At 76.0% G+C, this 20,555-nt stretch carries 4 protein-coding genes and 1 pseudogene; all 5 read left to right on the forward strand.

Annotated elements, in window-relative coordinates; all coding sequences use genetic code 11:
* Window positions 1-3: 3 nt before the first annotated feature.
* The 5 genes and pseudogenes from ACVMYR_RS18410 (at window position 4) to ACVMYR_RS18430 (ending at window position 20,547) form a co-directional block, all read left to right on the forward strand.
* Window positions 4-4,992: a type I polyketide synthase gene (locus ACVMYR_RS18410; RefSeq protein ID WP_077940467.1), complete on the forward strand. Its 4,989-nt coding sequence runs from the start codon at window positions 4-6 to the stop codon at window positions 4,990-4,992.
* Between the two features lie 24 nt (window positions 4,993-5,016).
* Entirely contained in the window at window positions 5,017-14,586 is a 9,570-nt protein-coding gene (locus ACVMYR_RS18415; protein ID WP_457122320.1) for a type I polyketide synthase, read from the forward strand.
* Between the two features lie 25 nt (window positions 14,587-14,611).
* Window positions 14,612-18,595, forward strand: a pseudogene (locus tag ACVMYR_RS18420) (type I polyketide synthase); the annotation flags it as partial.
* Window positions 18,596-18,679: 84 nt separating this feature from the next.
* On the forward strand, window positions 18,680-19,717 hold the full coding sequence (locus ACVMYR_RS18425; protein WP_043962724.1) for an ABC transporter ATP-binding protein: 1,038 nt from the start codon (window positions 18,680-18,682) through the stop codon (window positions 19,715-19,717).
* Window positions 19,714-20,547, forward strand: coding sequence for an ABC transporter permease (locus ACVMYR_RS18430; RefSeq protein ID WP_043962725.1), 834 nt, complete (start codon window positions 19,714-19,716; stop codon window positions 20,545-20,547). The genes ACVMYR_RS18425 and ACVMYR_RS18430 overlap by 4 nt, the downstream gene beginning before the upstream one ends.
* The last annotated feature ends 8 nt before the right edge of the window (window positions 20,548-20,555 follow it).

The following is a 20,555-nucleotide window of genomic DNA, read 5'->3' on the forward strand; positions in this document are numbered from 1 at the left end:
CCGATGAGCGACGACAAGCTGCGGTACTTCCTCAAGCGGGTGACCGCCGACCTGCACGACACGAAGCGCAAGCTGCAGACCGTCGAGGCCCGTGACAACGAGCCCCTCGCCATCGTCTCGATGAGCTGCCGCTTCCCCGGCGGCGTCCGGTCACCCGAAGACCTGTGGGAGATCGTCGCCGACGGCCGGGACGCCCTCACCGAGTTCCCGGCCGACCGGGGCTGGGACCTGGAGGCCCTCTACGACCCGGACCCGAACAAGCCGGGCAAGAGCTACACCCGCGTCGGCGGGTTCCTCGACGACGCCGGGGCGTTCGACCCGACCCTGTTCGGCATCTCGCCGCGCGAGGCCCTCGCCATGGACCCGCAGCAGCGGCTGCTGCTGGAGACGTCGTGGGAGGCCGTCGAACGGGCCGGCATCGACCCGCTGTCGCTGCGGGGCAGCTCCACCGGCGTCTTCGTCGGCGTGAGCACCTCCAACTACGGCATGGGCCTGCCGAACGTCCCCGAGGGCGTCGACATGTACCTCGGCACCGGCAACACCACCAGCGTCGCGTCCGGCCGCATCTCGTTCACCCTCGGCCTGAACGGTCCGGCCGTCACCGTCGACACGGCCTGCTCGTCGTCGCTGGTCGCCCTGCACCTCGCCGTGAACGCGCTGCGCCGGGGCGAGTGCGACCTCGCCGTCGCCGGTGGCGTCACCGTCATGGCCACCCCCGGCGTCTTCGTCGTCTTCTCCCGGCAGCGCGGCATGTCCGTCGACGGCCGGTGCAAGGCGTTCGCGGAGGGGGCGGACGGCACCGGCTGGGGCGAGGGCGGCGGCGTGCTCGTCGTCGAGCGGCTCGCCGACGCCGAGCGCAACGGCCACCCCGTCCTTGCCGTGATCCGGGGCAGCGCCCTCAACCAGGACGGCGCGTCCAACGGCCTCACCGCGCCCAACGGCCCCTCCCAGCAGCGGGTCATCCGGGCCGCCCTCGCCAACGCCCGGCTCGGCACCGCCGACGTGGACGTGGTGGAGGCGCACGGCACCGGCACCACCCTCGGCGACCCGATCGAGGCGCAGGCGCTGCTCGCCACGTACGGGCAGGACCGCCCCGCCGACCGGCCGCTCTGGCTGGGCTCGGTGAAGTCCAACATCGGTCACACGCAGAGCGCCGCCGGGGTCGCCGGCCTGGTCAAGATGGTGATGGCGCTGCGCAACGGCGTCATGCCGGAGACGCTGCACATCGACGAGCCGTCGAAGCACGTCGATTGGTCCGCCGGGGCGGTGTCGCTGCTCACGGAGTCCCGGCCGTGGCCCGAGCTGGGCCGTCCCCGGCGCGGCGGCGTCTCCTCGTTCGGCGTCAGCGGCACCAACGCCCACGTGATCCTGGAGGAGTACCGGCCGCAGGCCGCCGCCCCGGACGCCGGGGAGGCCGTCGACACGGAGGCCGTCGAGGCGGAGACTGCCGCCGCCGCGCTCGTCGACTCCGACGTGACGGTGTGGCCCGTGTCCGCCCGGTCGAAGGCGGCCCTCGCCGGCCAGGCCGCCCGGCTCGCCGCCCACGTGCGGCAGCACGGCGACCTCGCCCCGGCGGCGGTCGGCTGGTCTCTGGCCACCACCCGGTCCACGTTCGACCACCGCGCCGCCGTCGTCGGCGCGGACGCCGGGGAGCTGCTGGCCGGGCTCGACGCCCTGGCCGCCGGCCAGCCGGCCGGCAACCTGGTCACCGGCACGGTCACCGGCTCCGGCGCGGGACCCGTCTTCGTGTTCCCCGGCCAGGGCGCGCAGTCGGCGCGGATGGCGGCCGGCCTGGTCGGTCGTGCGCCGGTGTTCGACGCGAAGCTGGCCGAGTGCCAGCGGGCCCTCGCCCCCCACCTCGACGTCGACCTCGTGTCGGTGCTGACCGGCGACGACGAGTCGTGGCTGGAGCGGGTCGAGGTCGTGCAGCCGGTGCTGTGGGCCGTCGGCGTCGCCCTCGCCGCCGTGTGGCGGGCGGCCGGCGTCGTGCCGGACGCGGTGGTCGGCCACTCGCAGGGTGAGATCGGTGCCGCGTGTGTCGCCGGGATCCTGTCCCTGGAGGACGCGGCGAAGACGGTCGCGCTGCGGTCGCGGGCCCTGGCGGTGCTGCGGGGCACCGGCACCATGGCGTCGGTGGACCTGTCCGCCGATGCGGTGGCCGAGCGTCTCCCCGCGTTCCCGGGTGTGGGTGTGGCCGCGGTGAACGGTCCCGCCACGGTGGTCGTGTCGGGTCCGCCGCAGCCCGTCGCGGAGCTGGTGGACGCCTGTCAGGCCGAGGGGATCCGCGCGCGGCTGATTCCGGTGGACTACGCGTCGCACTCCGCCGCCGTGCAGGACGTGGCCGAGCGGCTGCGCGCTGACCTGGCCGACGTGACCCCGCAGCCGGGCCACACCCGCCTGGTGTCGACGCTCACCGGTGACTGGGTCGACTCCGCCACCATGACCGCCGACTACTGGTATGACAACCTGCGGCAGACCGTCCAGTTCGACGCGGCCGTCCGGGTCGCCGTGGCGGCCGGGCACACCACGTTCGTGGAGATCAGCCCGCACCCGGTGCTCACCATGCCGGTCACCGCGATCCTCGACGACGCCGGCGTCACCGGTCACACCCTGGGCAGCCTGCGGCGGGGTGACGACGACCCGACGCGGCTGCTGACCAACCTTGCCACCGCCCACGCCATCGGCCTGCCCGTCGACCTGACGAAGGTCCTCGGCGAGGCCGAGGTGGTGCCGCTGCCCACGTATGCGTTCGACCACCAGCGGTTCTGGCTCGACGGCAGCGGCGGCGTCGACCTGGAGGCGCTGCTCCAGGGCGCGGCCAACCCCGACGACGCCGGCTTCTGGGCCGCCGTGGAACGCGGCGACCTCACCGCCCTCGCCGAGGCCGTCGCCACCGACGACACCCCCGCCTACGAGGCCCTCGACGCGCTCGGCCCCGCCCTGCCGCTGCTCACCTCGTGGCGGCGCAAGCGCCGCCGGCAGTCCGACATCGACAGCTGGCGCTACCAGGACACCTGGAAGCCGCTGACCGGCATCGCCAACCGGGGCATGAGCGGCACGTGGGTCGTGGTCCTGCCCACCGGCGACATCGTCGAGCCCTGGCAGGACGCCTGCGTCGAGGCCATCACGGCGGCCGGCGCGGCCGTCGTCGCCGTGCCCGTCTCCACCACCGACGCCGACCGCGACCTGCTCGGCAAGCTGCTGCGCGAGGCCCTCGTCGCCAGCGGCGGCGGCACCGACGAGCCCGCCGACGTGACCGGCGTGGTGTCGCTGCTCGCCTTCGACGAGCTGGTCCACCCGCTGCACCCGTCCGTGCCCGGCGGCTTCGCCGCCACCGTCGCGCTGTTCCAGGCCCTCGGCGACGTCGGCCTGCGCGCCCCCATGTGGGCCGTCACCTCCGGCGCCGCCTCCGTCGGCCGCGCCGACCTGCTGCGCTCCCCGACGCAGGCCCTCGTCTGGGGCTTCGGCCGGGTCGCCGCCCTGGAACACCCGCAGCGCTGGGGCGGCCTCGTCGACCTGCCCGAGGCCGTCGACGAGCGCTGCGCCGGCCTGCTGGTCGCGGCCCTCACCGCCGCCGGAGACGAGGACCAGATCGCGGTACGCCCCGGCGGCCTCCTCGCCCGCCGGCTCACCCGCGTGCCGCTCGGCGACAGCCAGCCCGCCACCCCGTGGGAGCCCTACGGCACGGCGCTCGTCACCGGCGGCACCGGTGCCCTCGGCGGGCATGCCGCCCGCTGGCTGGCCCGCAGCGGCGTGCAGAACATCGTCGTCGCCAGCCGCCGGGGCATGAGCGCGCCGGGCGCGCAGCAGCTCGTCGACGACCTCACCGCGCTGGGCGCGCAGGCCAGCGTCGTCGAGTGCGACGCCGCCGACCGCGACGCCCTCGCCGCGCTGATCGAGTCGATCCCGGCCGAGTATCCCCTCACCACGGTCGTGCACGCCTCCGCCGTCCTCGACGACGCCATGATCAACGACATCCGGCTGGACCAGATCGAACGGGTCCTCCAGGCCAAGGTCGACGTCGCGTACCACCTGCACGAGCTGACCCTCGACCTGGACCTGTCCGCGTTCGTCATGTTCTCCTCCTTCGCCGGCAGCGTCGCCAGCTCCGGCGTCGGCAACTACGCGCCCAGCAACGCGTTCCTCGACGCCCTCGCCCAGCACCGGCGGGGCCTCGGCCTGCCCGCCACCTCCATCGCCTGGGGCGCGTGGGCCGGCGGCGGCATGGCCGACGGGCCGCTCGGCGAGCTGCTGCACCGCCACGGCGTACCCGAAATGGCCCCCGACGCGGCCATCGCCGCCCTGCACCAGGCCGTCGACCACGGCGAGGCGTTCCTCACCATCGCCGACATCGCCTGGGAGCGGTTCTCCGTCGCCTTCACCGCCACCCGGCCCGGCCCGCTGATCAGCGACCTGCCGGACGTGCGGCGGCTCCAGGCGACCGAGCGGATCGCCACCGTGGAGACCGGCGACGGCCCCGACTCGCTCCAGGAGCGGCTCGCCGGGCTGCCCGCCGCCGACCGGCTCGCCGTGCTCCTCGGCCTCGTCCGCGGCCAGGTCGCCGCCGTGCTCAACTACCCGTCCGCCGAGTCGGTCGACGAGCACCGGGCGTTCCGCGAGCTGGGCTTCGACTCCGTCACCGCCGTCGAGCTGCGCAACCGGCTCGGCTCCGCCACCGGCGTCGCCCTGCCCGTCACCCTCGTCTTCGACTACCCGACGCCGACGACGCTGGCGGAGTACCTCTTCGCCGAGGTCGCCCACGACGACGTGGTCACCCCGACGGTCCTCCTCGACGACCTCGACCGGATCGCCGACAGCCTCGACGTCGTGGCGCGCGACGAGGCCGCCCGGGTGCGGGCCACCGTACGCCTCCAGGCGATGCTCTCCCGCCTCGGGCAGGCCGGCGGCGGAGCCGACATCGGCCGGCACCTCGACGACGCCACCGACGACGAACTGTTCGCGATGGTGGACAAGGACCTCGGCATCTCCTGACCCGCCCCGGCTCACCCCCGTCCCTTGCGAGGAAGCGGCACCCCGATGGCCAATGAAGACAAGCTCCGCGACTACCTCAAGCGGGTCATGGCGGATCTCCACGACACCCGCCGCCGGCTCAGTGAGGCGCAGTCCCAGGAACTGGAGCCGGTCGCGATCGTGGCGATGAGCTGCCGCCTGCCCGGCGGGGTGCGCAACCCCGACGACCTGTGGGAGCTGCTGAGCCAGGGCCGGGACGCCGTCGCCCCGTTCCCCGCCGACCGGGGCTGGGACGTCGAACGGCTCTACCACCCCGACCCCGACCACCCCGGCACCTCGTACGCCCGCGAGGGCGGGTTCATCGACGGGGCCGGAGACTTCGACTCCGCGTTCTTCGGCATCTCGCCCCGCGAGGCGCTGACCATGGACCCGCAGCAGCGGCTGCTGCTGGAGACGTCCTGGGAGGCCGTCGAGGCCGCCGGCATCGACCCCGCCTCGCTGCGCGGCAGCCGCACCGGCGTGTTCGTCGGCACCAACGGGCAGGACTACGGGACCCTGCTGATGATGTCGCCCGACGGCGACGAGGGCCACTCGATGACCGGCGGCGCGGCGGCCGTCGCGTCCGGCCGGGTGTCGTACACCCTCGGCCTCGAAGGGCCGGCCGTCTCCATCGACACGGCCTGCTCGTCGTCGCTGGTCGCGCTGCACCTCGCCGTGCAGGCGCTGCGGGCGGGGGAGTGCGACCTGGCCCTGGCCGGCGGCGTGACCGTCATGGCCACCCCCGGCCTCTACATCGGGTCCAGCCGGCAACGCGCCCTCTCCCCGGACGGGCGGTGCAAGTCGTTCGCCGCCGCCGCCGACGGCGCCGGGTTCTCCGAGGGCGTCGGCTGGCTGCTGGTCGAGCGGCTGTCGGACGCGCGGCGTCACGGCCACCAGGTCCTCGCCGTCGTACGCGGCTCCGCCGTCAACCAGGACGGCGCGTCCAACGGGCTCACCGCCCCGAACGGGCCGGCGCAGCAGCGGGTGATCAGCCAGGCCCTCGCCTCGGCCCGCCTGTCCACCGCCGACGTGGACGTGGTGGAGGCCCACGGCACGGGCACCACCCTGGGTGACCCGATCGAGGCGCAGGCGCTGCTGGCCACGTACGGGCAGGACCGGGGCGACGCCGCGCCGCTGCTGCTCGGCTCGGTCAAGTCCAACATCGGGCACGCCCAGGCGGCGGCCGGCGTGGCCGGCGTGATCAAGATGGTCCTCGCGATGCGGCACGGCGTCGTCCCGGCGACGCTGCACGTGGACGCCCCGTCGCCGCACATCGACTGGTCTGCGGGCGCGGTGGAGCTGGCGACCGAGGCGACGCCGTGGCCGCAGACGGGTCGTGCGCGGCGGTCGGCGGTGTCGTCGTTCGGCATCTCCGGCACCAACGCCCACGTCATCCTCGAACAGCCCGGCGAGCCCGCCGACGCTCCGGCCGGGGCCCCCGCGCCGGGGCTGGTCGACGCCGACGTGACGGTGTGGCCGGTGTCGGCTCGGTCGAAGGCGGCGCTCGCCGGTCAGGCCGCCCGGCTGGCCGCCCACGTGCGGGAGCACGGCGACCTCGCCCCGGCGGCGGTCGGCTGGTCCCTGGCGACGACGCGGTCGACGTTCGACCAGCGGGCGTCGGTCGTCGGGTCGAGCCTGGAGGAGCTGCTGTCCGGACTGGACGCCCTGTCAGCCGGCGTGCCGGCGGGCACCGTGGTGTCCGGTGTGGCCGCGTCCCCCGGCGCGGGTCCGGTGTTCGTGTTCCCGGGTCAGGGTGCGCAGTCGGCGCGGATGGCGGCCGGTCTGGTCGGTCGTACGCCGGTGTTCGACGCGAAGCTGGCCGAGTGTCAGCGGGCTCTCGCCCCGTATCTCGACGTGGATCTCGTGTCCGTGCTGACGGGGGACGACGAGTCGTGGCTGGAGCGGGTCGAGGTCGTGCAGCCGGTCCTGTGGGCGGTGGGCATTGCCTTGGCGGCGGTGTGGGAGCACGCGGGCGTGTCCCCGCAGGCGGTGGTGGGTCACTCGCAGGGTGAGATCGGCGCCGCCTGCGTGGCGGGGATTCTGTCCCTGGACGACGCGGCGAAGACGGTTGCCCTGCGGTCGCGGGCGCTAGCGGTGTTGCGGGGGACGGGTGCGATGGCGTCGGTGGACCTGTCCGCCGATGCGGTCACCGAGCGTCTCGCCGCGTTCCCGGGTGTGGGTGTGGCCGCCGTGAACGGTCCCGCCACGGTGGTCGTGTCCGGGCCGCCGCAGCCCGTCGCGGGCCTGGTGGACGCCTGCCAGGCCGACGGGATCCGCGCGCGGCTGATCCCGGTGGACTACGCGTCGCACTCCGCCGCCGTGCAGGACGTGGCAGAGCGGCTGCGTGCCGACCTGGCCGACGTGACCCCGCAGTCGGGTCGGGTCCGGCTCGTGTCGACGCTGACCGGCGACTGGGTCGACCCCGCCACCATGACGGCGGACTACTGGTATGACAACCTGCGGCAGACCGTCCAGTTCGACGCCGCCGTGCGGGTCGCCGTCGCGGCCGGGCACACCACGTTCGTGGAGATCTCCCCGCATCCGGTGCTGACGATGCCGGTGACGGCGATCCTCGACGACGCCGGGGTCACCGGTTACACCCTGGGCAGCCTGCGGCGGGGCGACGACGACCCGACGCGGCTGCTGACCAATCTGGCCACCGCGCACGCGATCGGCCTGCCCGTCGACCTGACGAAGGTGCTCGGCGAGGCCGAGGTGGTGCCGCTGCCCACGTACGCGTTCGACCACCACCGCTACTGGCCCGCCCCGCCGCTGTTCCTCAGCCAGGGCGACGACACGCCCGACATCGACCGGTGGCGGTACCGGATCACCTGGCCCGCCCTGCCCGACCTGCCGCTGACCTGGCTCGCCGGGACGTGGCTGGTCCCGTTGCCCGCCGGCACGGCCGACGACCCGCTGGTCGCCGGGGTGCTCGGCGCGCTCGGCAACTTCGGCGCGGACGTCGTACCCGTCGAGGTGGACGCCACCGCAGACGCCGCGACCCTCGCCGACGGGCTGCGCGCCGCGCTGCCGGCGGACGGTCCGGCGGCCGTGCTGTCCCTGCTCGGCCTCGACGGGCGGGCGCACCCCGACCACCCGGCCACCACCCTCGGCGTCACCGGGACGGTGGCGCTGGTCCAGGCGCTCGGGACGCTCGGCGTCGAGGCCCCGCTGTGGTGCGCGACCCGGGGGGCCGTCGCCGTCGCCGCCGACGACCAGCCGCCGCACCCCACGGCCGCCGCCGTCTGGGGCCTCGGCCGCGCCGTCGCCCTGGAACACCCCGGCCGCTGGGGCGGCCTGATCGACCTGCCCGACAGCCTCGACGCGCACGCCGGTGCCCTGCTCTGCGCGGCGCTCGGCGACACCGGCGGCGAGGACCAGCTCGCCGTCCGCGACTCCGGGGTGTACGCCCGCCGGCTCACCCGGATCACCGACCCCGAGCCGACCACCCCCGGCGACCCGGCCTCGTCCGAGGCGGCCGGCGGCCCGGACGCGGCAGTCTCCGACGACCCGACCCCGCACGCCACCGACGAGTCGACCGACGGCGGCTGGCGGATGCGCGGCACCGTGCTGATCACCGGCGGCACCGGTGGCCTCGGTGGGCACCTCGCCCGCTGGGCCGCCCGCCACGGCGCGGCGCACCTGCTGCTGGCCAGCCGGCGCGGCCCCGACGCCCCGGGCGCGGCCGAGCTGGAGGCCGAGCTGACCGACCTGGGCGTACGGGTCACCGTCGCCGCCTGCGACGTCACCGACCGCGCCCAGCTCGCCACCCTGCTCGCCGCCGCGCCGGCCGACGCGCCGCTGAGCGCCGTGCTGCACACCGCCGCCGTCCTCGACGACGGCATCGTCGACACGGCCACCCCGCTGCGCCTGCACACCGTCGCCGCGCCCAAGTGCGTCGCCGCCGACCACCTCGACGAGCTGACCCGCGACCTCGACCTCGACGCGTTCGTGCTGTTCTCCTCCGTCGCCGGCACCACCGGCAACGCCGGCCAGGGCGCGTACGGGGCGGCGAACGCCTACCTCGACGCCCTCGCCGAGCGGCGACGCGCGCAGGGCCGGCCCGCCCTGTCCGTGGCGTGGGGGGCGTGGAGCGGGGCCGGCCTGCCCGCCGACAACGAGCGCGCCCAGCAGCGGCTGCGCCGGGGCGGCATGGTCGGCATGGACCCCGACCTGGCCGTCGAGGCCCTCGCCCGCGCGCTGCGCCGGGGCGAGACGACGACGCTGATCGCCGACATCGACTGGGCCCGGTTCGCGCCCGCGTTCACCCTGGTCCGGCCCAGCCCCCTGATCGGCGACCTGCCCGAGGTGGTCGAGGCGGCCCGGCCGGCAGCCGCGCCGGACGCCGAGGAGGAGGCGGACGCGCCGTCGGGTGCGCTCGCCCGCCGGCTCGCCGGGCTGTCCCGGGCCGACCGCGCCGAGGCGCTGCTGGAGCTGGTCCGCCAGTGCGCGGCGACCGCGCTGGGCTACGGCTCGGCCGACGACGTGCCGGCCACCCGCCCGTTCCGGGACCTGGGGCTGGACTCGCTGACCGCCGTGGACATGCGCAACTTCCTGGCCACCGCCACCGACCTGCGGCTGCCCGCCACGCTCGCCTTCGACTACCCGAACCCGACGGCGCTCGCCGCGCACCTGGCGGAGCTGCTCACCGGCGTCGACCCCGAGCCGGCGACCCCCGCGCCGGCCGCCGCGCCCGTGGACGACGAGCCCATCGCGATCGTCGCGATGAGCTGCCGGCTGCCCGGCGGCGCGGACAACCCGGAGCAGCTATGGCAGCTCCTCGCCGCCGGCGGCGACGCGATCGGCGAGTTCCCCACCGACCGGGGCTGGGACCTCGACCGGCTGTTCGACTCCGACCCGGAGAACGAGGGCACCAGCTACGCCCGGGAGGGCGGCTTCGTCACCGGCGTCGCCGACTTCGACCCCGTCTTCTTCGGCATCAGCCCCCGCGAGGCCCTCGCCATGGACCCGCAGCAGCGGCTGCTGCTGGAGGCGTCCTGGGAGGCCATCGAGCGGGCCGGCATCGACCCGCAGGCCCTGCGGGGCACCCCCACCGGCGTGTTCGTCGGCACCAACTACCAGGACTACCGCAACCTCATGTTCAGCGCCGAGGGCGCCGAGGGGCACCTGATGACCGGCAACGCCGGCAGCGTGCTCTCCGGCCGGGTGTCGTACACCCTCGGGTTGGAGGGGCCCGCCGTGTCGGTCGACACGGCCTGCTCGTCGTCGCTGGTCGCCCTGCACTGGGCCTGCCAGGCGCTGCGCCAGGCGGAGTGCTCCATGGCCCTCGTCGGCGGCGTCACCGTCATGTCCACCCCCGGCGTGTTCGTCGGCTTCAGCCGGCAGCGGGGGCTGGCCCCGGACAGCCGGGTCAAGGCGTTCGCGTCGGCCGCCGACGGCACGAGCTGGGGCGAGGGGCTGGGCGTGCTGCTGGTGGAGCGGCTGTCCGACGCCCGCCGCAACGGCCACCCCGTGCTCGCGGTGATCCGGGGCTCCGCCGTCAACCAGGACGGCGCGTCCAACGGGCTGACCGCCCCGAACGGGCCGTCGCAGCAGCGGGTCATCCGGCAGGCCCTCGCCAACGCCCGCCTCACCCCGGCGGACGTGGACGCCGTCGAGGCGCACGGCACCGGCACGAAGCTGGGCGACCCGATCGAGGCGCAGGCGCTGCTCGCCACGTACGGGCGGGAACGCCCCGCCGACCAGCCGCTGTGGCTCGGCTCGATCAAGTCGAACATCGGCCACACCCAGGCCGCCGCCGGGGTCGCCGGCATCATCAAGATGGTCCTCGCGCTGCGCTACGGCTTCCTGCCGGCGACCCTGCACGTCGACGAGCCCACCGACCAGGTGGACTGGAGCGTCGGCGCGGTCGAGCTGCTCACCGAGGGCCGGCCCTGGCCGGTCACCGGCCACCCGCGCCGGGCCGCCGTCTCCTCCTTCGGCATCAGCGGCACCAACGCGCACACCATCCTGGAGCAGGCCCCCGACGAGCCCGCCCCGGTCACGCCGGCCGGCGACCCGGGCCGGCTGCCGGTGGTGCCGGTGCTGCTGTCGGCGCGTACCCCGGCGGCCCTCGCAGCCCAGGCCGGGCCGTGGGCCGACCAGCTCACCGGGCCGGAGGCCCCGCCGATGGTCGACGTCGGCTGGTCGTCGGCGGTGTCCCGGGCCGACCTGGACCACCGGGCCGTCGTCCTGGCCGCCGACCGGATCGCCCTGCGCACCGGGCTGCGCGCCCTCGCCACCGGCGACGACTCGCCGCTGCTGGTCACCGGGGCCGTCGCGCCCCGCCCGAAGGTGGCGTACCTGTTCTCCGGGCAGGGCGCGCAGCGGGCCGGGATGGGCCGCGAGCTGGCCGAGGCGTTCCCCGTCTTCGCCGCCGCCCTCGACGAGGTCTGCGCCGCCTGCGACCCGCACCTGCCCGGGCCGCTGCGGCCGGTGCTGTTCGCCGAGCCCGGCACCGCCGACGCGGCGCTGCTCGACCGCACCGAATACACCCAGCCCGCGCTGTTCGCCGTCGAGGTGGCGCTGTTCCGGCTCCTCGACGCGTGGGGGCTGCGGCCCGACGCGGTCGCCGGGCATTCCATCGGCGAGTTCGCCGCCGCCCACGCCGCCGGGATGCTGTCGCTGGCCGACGCCGCCGCGCTGGTGGCCGCCCGGGGCCGGCTCATGCAGGCCCTGCCCGACGGCGGGGCGATGCTCGCCGTCGCCGCGGCCGAGGCCGACGTGCTCGCCTCGCTCGGCGACCGCGCCGACCGGGTCTCCGTCGCCGCCGTCAACGGCCCCGCCGCCGTGGTGCTCTCCGGGGCCGGCGACGCCGTCGAGGAACTGGCCGCCGAGTGGGCCGCCCGGGGCGTCCGCGTGCGGCGGCTCACCGTCAGCCACGCCTTCCACAGCCCGCTGATGGACCCGGTGCTCGCCGACCTCGCCGCCGTCGCCGGGCGGCTGGACTGGCAGGTACCGACCGTGCCGATGGTCTCCACGGTCACCGGCGCGCCCGTCGGCGCGGACGAGCTGGCCGACCCGGCATACTGGGCGCGGCACGCCCGCGACGCCGTACGCTTCGCCGACGCCGTCGCGGCCCTGCGCGAGCAGGGCACCACCGCGTACGTCGAGATCGGCCCCGACGGGGTGCTCACCGCGCTCACCCAGGCCGTCCTCGCCGAGGGCGCCCCGGCCGGCGGGCGGGCCCCGCTGGTCGCGCCGACCCTGCGCCGGGACCGCCCCGAGCCGGCGGCCCTGCTGCGGGCCGTCGCCGCCCTGCACACCCACGGCGTCAGCCCCGACTGGCCCACCCTGTACGCCGAAACCGGCGCGCAACGCGTCGACCTGCCCACGTACGTGTTCGACCGGCAGCGGTACTGGCCGGAGCCGCCGCCGTGGGCCACCGCCGTCCCCGCCGCTGAGGACGCCGACGACACGGAGGTCGAGCGGCGGTTCTGGGCGGCCGTGGACGCCGAGGACCTCGACTCCCTGGCCCGCGAGCTGGACGTCGACCGCGACCAGCCGTTCGGCGCGGTGCTGCCGGCCCTGTCGGCGTGGCGGCGGCGCCGCCGGGAACGGTCCCTCGTGGACGCCTCCCGCTACCGGGCGGTCTGGGAGCCCCTCGCCGCCACCCCGGAGCCGCAGGAGCCCGGCCACTGGCTGGTGCTGCTGCCCGCCGACCGGGTCGACGACCCCGTCCTCGACTCCTGCACCTGGACCCTCGGCACCGACGTGACCACCGTCGGCGTCGACCTCACCGCCGACCCCGACGAGCTGGGTGGGCAACTCGCCGACGTGCTCGGCGAGGCCCTCGACGCCGCCGAGGGGACCCTGTCGGTGCTGTCCTTCCTCGGCCTGGACGACGCCGGCCACGCCGAGCACCCGGCGCTGCCGCGCGGCCTCGCCGCGACCGTCCAACTGCTCCAGGAACTCGCCGACCGCGACGCGGCGGCCCGGCTGTGGTGCGTCACCCAGGGTGCCGTCGGCACCGGCGCCGGCGACGCGCCGGCCAACCCCCGGCAGGCGACGCTGTGGGGGCTGGGCCGGGTGGCGGCGCTGGAGCAGCCGGCCCGCTGGGGCGGGCTGGTCGACCTGCCCGCCACGATCGACAGCTGGGCCGCGATGCGGCTCGGCAACGTGCTCACCGGCGGCGTCGCCGAGGACCAGCTCGCCGTCCGCGAGTCCGACGTGCTGGTACGCCGCCTCGCCCCGGCCGTCACCACCGGGGAACCGGAGCCGTGGCAGCCCCGGGGCACCGTGCTGATCACCGGCGGCACCGGCGCGCTCGGCGGGCACGTGGCCCGCTGGGTGGCCGCCGCCGGCGCGCAGCGGGTGGTGCTGACCAGCCGCCGCGGCACCGACACCCCCGGCGCGACGGAGCTGCTGGCCGAGCTGACCGCCCTCGGCGTCGACTGCCGGGTCGCCCGGTGCGACGCCGCCGACCGGGCCGGCATGACCGACCTGATCGCCGACCTGCGCCGCGACGGGCCGCCGCTGCGCGCCGTGGTGCACGCCGCCGGGGTCAGCGAGGTGGTGCCGCTGACCGACACGACGCTGGAAGACCTCGCGTACGTCATCGCCCCGAAGCTCGTCGGCGCGGAGCTGCTCGACGAGCTGCTCGACGGCGTCGAGCTGGACGCGTTCGTGCTGTTCTCGTCGATCGCGGCGGTGTGGGGCAGCGGCGGGCAGGGCGCGTACGCCGCCGGCAACGCCCACCTCGACGCGCTCGCCGAGGCCCGCCGCGGCCGGGGCCTGCCCGCCACGTCCGTGGCGTGGGGGCCGTGGACCGAGTCGGGCATGTTCTCCGACGGCGCGCCGGAGCAGCTGCGCCGCCGCGGCCTGCGGGTCATGCCGCCGGGCGTGGCGCTGGCCGGGCTGCGGCACGCCCTCGCCGCCGGGGACACCTGCGTCACCGTCGCCGACGTCGACTGGGCCACCTTCCACCCGCTGTTCACCGCGCTGCGGCCCAGCCCGCTGCTGGCCGACCTGCCGGCCGTGCACGCGCTGACCGCCGCCCCGGCCGCCGCGCCGGACCCGGCGGCGCCCGCCGGCCGGGACCTGCTCGCCGGGCTGCGGTCGTTGACCGGCCAGGAGCGGCGGGCCGCGCTGCTGGAGATGGTGCGGGTCGACGCGGCGAAGGTCCTCGGCCACTCCTCCGCCGACGCGATCGAGACCGACCGGGGCTTCCTCGACCTCGGCTTCGACTCGCTGACCGCCGTGGAGCTGCGCAACCTGCTCACCGCCGCGACCGGTCACGACCTGCCCACCACGGTCGTGTTCGACTACCCGACCCCGGCGGGCCTCGCCGACCACCTGCACGAGGAGCTGTTCGGTGCCGAGGCCGGGCCGGACGCCGACGGGCCGGGTGGCTCCGCTGCGGGCGGCTCCGGCGACGAGGAGCAGGTGCGGCGGGTCCTCGCCGCGATCCCGCTGGACCAGCTGCGCCAGGCCGGACTGCTCGACCAGCTTCTCCAGCTCGCGCACACGGTCACCGGCCCGGCCACGCCGACCGTCCCGGCAGCCCCCGAGGCCCAGATCCGCGAACTCGACGTCGCCGGCCTGGTCCGGATGGCCCTGGAAGGCACCGACTCGTGACCCGGCCCGCCCCAAGGAGCCCCGAATGAGCGTCTCGCTGGACGAGGTCGTCAGCGCGCTGCGCGCGTCCCTGCTCGACAACCAGAAGCTGCGTCAGCAGAACCAGCAGCTCGCCGCCACGCTCGGCGAACCGGTGGCGATCATCGGGATGAGCTGCCGGTTCCCCGGCGGGGTCGACTCGCCGGAGCGGCTGTGGGACCTCGTCGCCGCCGGCGGCGACGCCATGGCCCCGTTCCCCGGCGACCGGGGCTGGAACATGGACGCGCTCTACGACGCCGACCCGGCCAGCCGGGGCACCTCGTACGTGCGCGACGGCGGGTTCCTCTACGACGCCGGGGACTTCGACGCCGCGTTCTTCGGCATCAGCCCCCGCGAGGCCCTCGCCATGGACCCGCAGCAGCGGCTGCTGCTGGAGGCCGCGTGGGAGGCGTTCGAGCGGGCCGGGATCGACCCGACGACGCTGCGCGGCGCGCCCACCGGCGTGTACGCGGCCACCAGCAGCCAGGGCGACTACGCGGCCCTGCTGTCCGGGGTCGGCGGCGGCGTCGAGGGCTACCTCGGCACCGGCAGCGCCGCCGCCGTGGCCAGCGGCCGCATCTCCTACGCCCTCGGCCTGGAGGGCCCGGCCGTCACCGTCGACACGGCCTGCTCGTCGTCGCTGGTGGCGCTGCACCTGGCCTGCCAGGCGCTGCGGCTCGGCGAGTGCACCCTCGCCCTGGCCGGCGGGGTGTCGGTGATGGCCACCCCGACGGTCTTCGTCGAGTTCTCCCGCCAGCGCGGCCTGTCCACCGACGGGCGGTGCAAGTCGTTCGCCGCCGCCGCCGACGGCACCGGCTGGTCCGAGGGCGTCGGCATGCTGCTCGTCGAGCGGCTCTCCGACGCCCGCCGCAACGGCCACCGAGTCCTCGCCGTGATCCGGGGCAGCGCCGTCAACCAGGACGGGGCCAGCAGCGGGCTCACCGCCCCCAACGGCCCGTCCCAGCGCCGGGTCATCCGGCAGGCCCTCGCCAACGCCGGGCTCACCGCCGCCGACGTCGACGTCGTCGAGGCGCACGGCACCGGCACCACCCTCGGCGACCCGATCGAGGCGCAGGCGCTGCTCGCCACGTACGGGCAGGGCCGGGGCGACGCCGCGCCGCTGCTGCTCGGCTCGGTGAAGTCCAACATCGGCCACACCCAGGCCGCCGCCGGCGTCGCCGGGGTGATCAAGATGGTGCTCGCGATGCGGCACGGGGTGCTGCCGCCCACCCTGCACGTCGACGAGCCCACCCCGCACGTCGACTGGTCCGCCGGGGCGGTGACCCTGCTGACCGAGACCACCCCGTGGCCGGACACCGGCCGCCCGCGCCGCGCCGGGGTGTCCGCGTTCGGCGTCAGCGGCACCAACGCGCACACCATCGTCGAGCAGGCCGACCCCGCCGACGCCCAGCCCACCCGGCCGGCCGGGACGCCCGCCCCCCCGGTGCCGTGGATCGTCTCCGCCCGCTCCGCCCCGGCCCTCGCCGGGCAGGCCCGCCGCCTGCTTGACCACCTGGCCGCCCACCCCGACCTGGCCCCGGCCGACGTGGCGTACTCGCTGGTCACCACCCGGGCCGCCCTGCCGCACCGGGCCGCCGTCACCGGCGACGACGCCGACGCGCTGCGCGCCGGCCTGCGCGCGGTCGCCGAGGACCGGCCGGCTCCCCACGTCGTACGCGGCGTGGCCCGCCCCGCCGGCAAGCTCGCCTTCCTGTTCACCGGGCAGGGCGCGCAGCGCCCCGGCATGGGCGCGCAGCTGCACCGCCGGTTCCCCGTCTTCGCCGCCGCGTTCGACGAGGTGGCCGCCGAACTCGACCGGCACCTGCCCCGCCCGCTGCGCGAGGTCGTCTTCGCCGCGCCCGGCACCCCCGAGGCGGCCCTGCTGGACCGCACCGAGTTCACCCAGCCGGCGCTGTTCGCGTACGAGGTGGCCGCGTACCGGCTGGTCACCGCCTTCGGGCTGCGCCCGCAGCAGCTCCTCGGGCACTCCGTCGGCGGGCTGGCCGCCGCGCACGTCGCCGGGGTGCTGTCGCTGGCCGACGCCGCCGCGCTGGTGGCCGCCCGGGGCCGGCTCATGCAGGCCCTGCCCGACGGCGGGGCGATGCTGGCGGTGCGGGCGTCCGAGGCCGAGGTGGCCCCGCTGCTCGACGGCCGGGTCGCCCTGGCCGCCGTGAACGGCCCCGCGTCGGTGGTGCTCTCCGGAGACGCCGACGCGGTGGCGGCGGCCGGCGAACGGCTCGCCGCGCAGGGCCACCGGACCCGCCCGCTGCGGGTCAGCCACGCCTTCCACTCCGCCCGGATGGACGCGATGCTGGCCGACTTCCGGGTGGTCGCCGAGAAGGTCACCTGGCATCCGCCGGCCGTGCCGCTGGTCTCCGACCGCACCGGGGCCCCGCTGAGCGCCGCCGACTCCACCGACCCCGGCTACTGGGTCGACCACGTCCGGGACACCGTCCGCTTCCACGCCGGAATGACCACCCTCGCCGCCGCCGGGGTCGGCGCCTTCCTGGAGCTGGGCCCCGACGGCGCGCTCACCGCCCTGGGCCGGGAGTGCCTGCCGGACGCCGACGCGGCGGCGTTCGCGCCCATCGGCCGCCGGGACCAGCCGGAGGCGGCCACCCTGCTCGCCGCGCTCGCCGCCGTCGACCTGCGCGGGGCGGGCGTCGACTGGGCCGCGCCCTTCGCCGGCACCGACGCCGTCCGGGTGGACCTGCCCACCTACGCGTTCCACCACGAGCGGTACTGGCCGGAGCCGCCGGCGCTGCACCTCGCGACCCGACCGGAGTCCGACGCCGCCGAGGAGGCGCCGGCCGACGAGCCGGTGGTCGACCCCGCGCGGCTGCTGCGGGACCGGCTCGTCGCCAGCGCGGTCGGCGACCGGCACCGGATCCTGCTCGACCTGGTCCGGGCGCAGGTGGCGACCGTGCTCGGGCACGCCTCGCCCGGGGCGATCGAGGCCGACCGGGACTTCCTGGAGCTGGGCTTCGACTCGCTGACCGCGCTGGAGCTGCGCGACGCGCTGCGCCAGGAGACCGGGGCGGACCTGTCGGCCACCCTGCTGTTCGACCACCCCACCCCGACGGCGCTGGCCCGGCACCTGCTCGGCCAGCTGCTCGGCGCGGCCGGCGACGCGGCGGCCGGCGACGGCACGCCGGAGGGGGCCGGCGGCATCCTCGGCGGGCTGTTCCGCGAGCCCAAGGCCCGCGAGGACGCCGCCGGATACGCCGAGCTGCTGGTCAAGCTCGCCCAGTTCCGCCCCAGCTTCACCGAGCCCGGCCAGCTCAGCCGCCCGGCGGCGATCCTGCGGCTCGCCGAGGGCGGCACCGGCGCGGCCCCGATCGTGTTCTGCTGCACCATGTCGCTGCTCTCCGGCCCGCACGAGTACGCCCGCGTCGCCGCCGGCTTCCGGGGCCACCGCGACGTGTGGGCGCTGCCCAACCCCGGCTTCGCCGTCGGCGAGGAACTCCCCGCCGACCTGGACGCGCTGCTGCGGGTGCACGCCGACACGGTGCTGCGGACGGTCGGCGGCGGCCCGTTCGTCCTCGCCGGACACTCCGGCGGCGCGATGGTCGCCAACGTGCTCGCCCGGGAGCTGGAACGGCAGGGCCGGCCGCCCGCCGCGGTGGTGCTGATGGACACCTACCCGGCCGACAGCGAGGTGCTCGGCGGCTGGACGGGGCAACTGCTCGACGGGATGGTCGAGCGGGACAGCGCGTACACGCCGATGGACGACTACCGCACCACCGCCTGGGCCGGCTACCTGCCGCTGTTCCTCACCTGGCAGCCCGCCCCGCTGGAGTCGGCGACGCTGCTGGTGCGGGCCACCCGGCCGCTGGGGCAGTGGCACGGCGAACCCGACGGGTGGCGGTCGCGGTGGCCGTACCCGCACGAGGCGGTGGACGCCGACGGCGACCACTTCACCATGGTCGGCGAGCGGGGCCCCGACCTGGCCGCCACCGTGCAGCGGTGGCTGGCCGCCCGGGGCCTGTGACAGCGCCCCTGGCCTGCCCCTAGCACCCCCTAACGAAGCGATTGACATCTGTCCCAGCAGGGACCAGGACGGGAGCATGGCGACGTGGACGAGGCAGTGGTGGTCGAGGAGCTGGTCAAGCGCTACCAGCCCAACATGCCGCCGGCGGTGGACGGGCTGAGCTTCTCCGTCGCCGCCGGTGAGGTCTTCGGTCTGCTCGGGCCGAACGGCGCGGGCAAGACCACGACGATCGGGGTGCTGACGACCCGGGTGCGGGCCACCTCGGGGCGGGCGGTCGTGTGCGGGGCGGACGTCGTCCGCTCGCCGGCCGCGGCCCGGCAACTGCTGGCGGTGGTGCCGCAGCGGGTCAACCTGGACCGGGCGCTGACCGTCCGGCAGAACCTGCTGTTCCACTCGGCGTACCACCGGGTGTCCCGGTCGGTGCGCACGAAGCGGGCCGACGAGCTGCTGGAGCAGATGGGCCTGAAGGACTTCGCGAACGCCCGCACGGACTTCCTCTCCGGCGGCCTGGCCCAGCGCACGATGATCGCGCGGGCGCTGATGCACGCGCCGAAGGTGCTCTTCCTCGACGAGCCGTCCGGCGGCCTCGACCCGCAGTCGCGGCTGTTCGTGCACGACCGGATCGCCGAGCTGAAGCAGGCCGGCGTGACCGTCGTGGTGACCACCCACGACATGGACGAGGCGGAGAAGCTCTGCGACCGGGTCGGCATCGTCGACCACGGCAAGCTGCTCACCCTGGACACCCCGGCGGCGCTGACCCGCACCCTGCCGGGCAGCAGCACGCTGACCCTGGTGGTGGCCGCCGGTGCCCCCGCCGAGGACGTGCAGGCGGCGCTGGGCAACGTCGCCGACGTGGAGCGCGTCGAGCGGCTGCGTGCCGGCGGCCCGCCCGGCGGGATGCCGATGTTCCCCGGGATGCCGCCGATGCCGGTGCCGGACGCCCCCGCCGACCCGGACGCGACGCTGTCGTTCCGCCTCTACACCGGCACCGCGCCGGCCAACGCCGTGCCGATGGCGCTGAAGATCCTCACCGACCTGCGCTGCGAGGTCCGCGACCTCAGCATCGGCCAGCCGAGCCTCGAAGACGTCTTCATCCACCTGACCGGAAGGGAACTTCGGTGAGCGTCACCGCACCCGCCACCCCGTCGACCGCCGTGGCGCCGGCCGCGCCGGTGCGCGGGCTGGACCAGCTCGCCACCTTCCGGGCGGTGCTCTGGCGCGACATGTTCGTCACCAGCCGGGAGCTGGGCGCGTTCTTCGCCCAGGTGTTCCTCCAGCCGCTGTTCATGCTGCTGATCTTCGGCAAGGTCCTGACCAGCCTCGGCTACGCCAGCAACGACTTCGCCAACGTGCTGCTGCCGGGTGTCATCGCGCTCAACGCGTTCCTCATCGGCCTGGAGAACACCGCCCTGCCGATGGTGATGGACTTCTCCTTCACCCGGGAGATCGAGGACCGGCTGCTGTCGCCGATGGCGATCCCGCTGGTCGCGTTCGAGAAGATCGTCTTCGGGGCGATCCGGGGCGTCATCGCCGGGGTGGTGCTGATCCCCATCGGCATGCTGATGCTCGGCGTCACGTGGCCGCTGTCGACGCTGCTGCCGGTGCTCGGGGTGCTCACCGCCGGGGCGATGGTCGGCGCGGCCATGGGCCTGACGTTCGGCACGCTCGTCCCGCCGCACCGCATCCAGATCATGTTCACGGTGACGATGACCCCGCTGATGTTCACCGGCGCCACCCAGTTCCCGCTGCGGGCCCTGGACCAGCTGCCCTGGTTCCAGGTGATCTGCGCCCTCAACCCGCTCACCTATGTCAGCGAGGCCACCCGGTCGCTGGTCGCCCCGCCCGGGGTGCAGTCGGTGCCGCTGTGGCTGGACCTGATCGTGCTGGCCGGGGTGTTCGTGCTGTTCAGCGCCATCGGCATCCGCGGCTTCATGCGCCGGGCGATGGACTGAGGCGGCCG

The organism is Micromonospora sp. PTRAS2 (assembly GCF_054052245.1).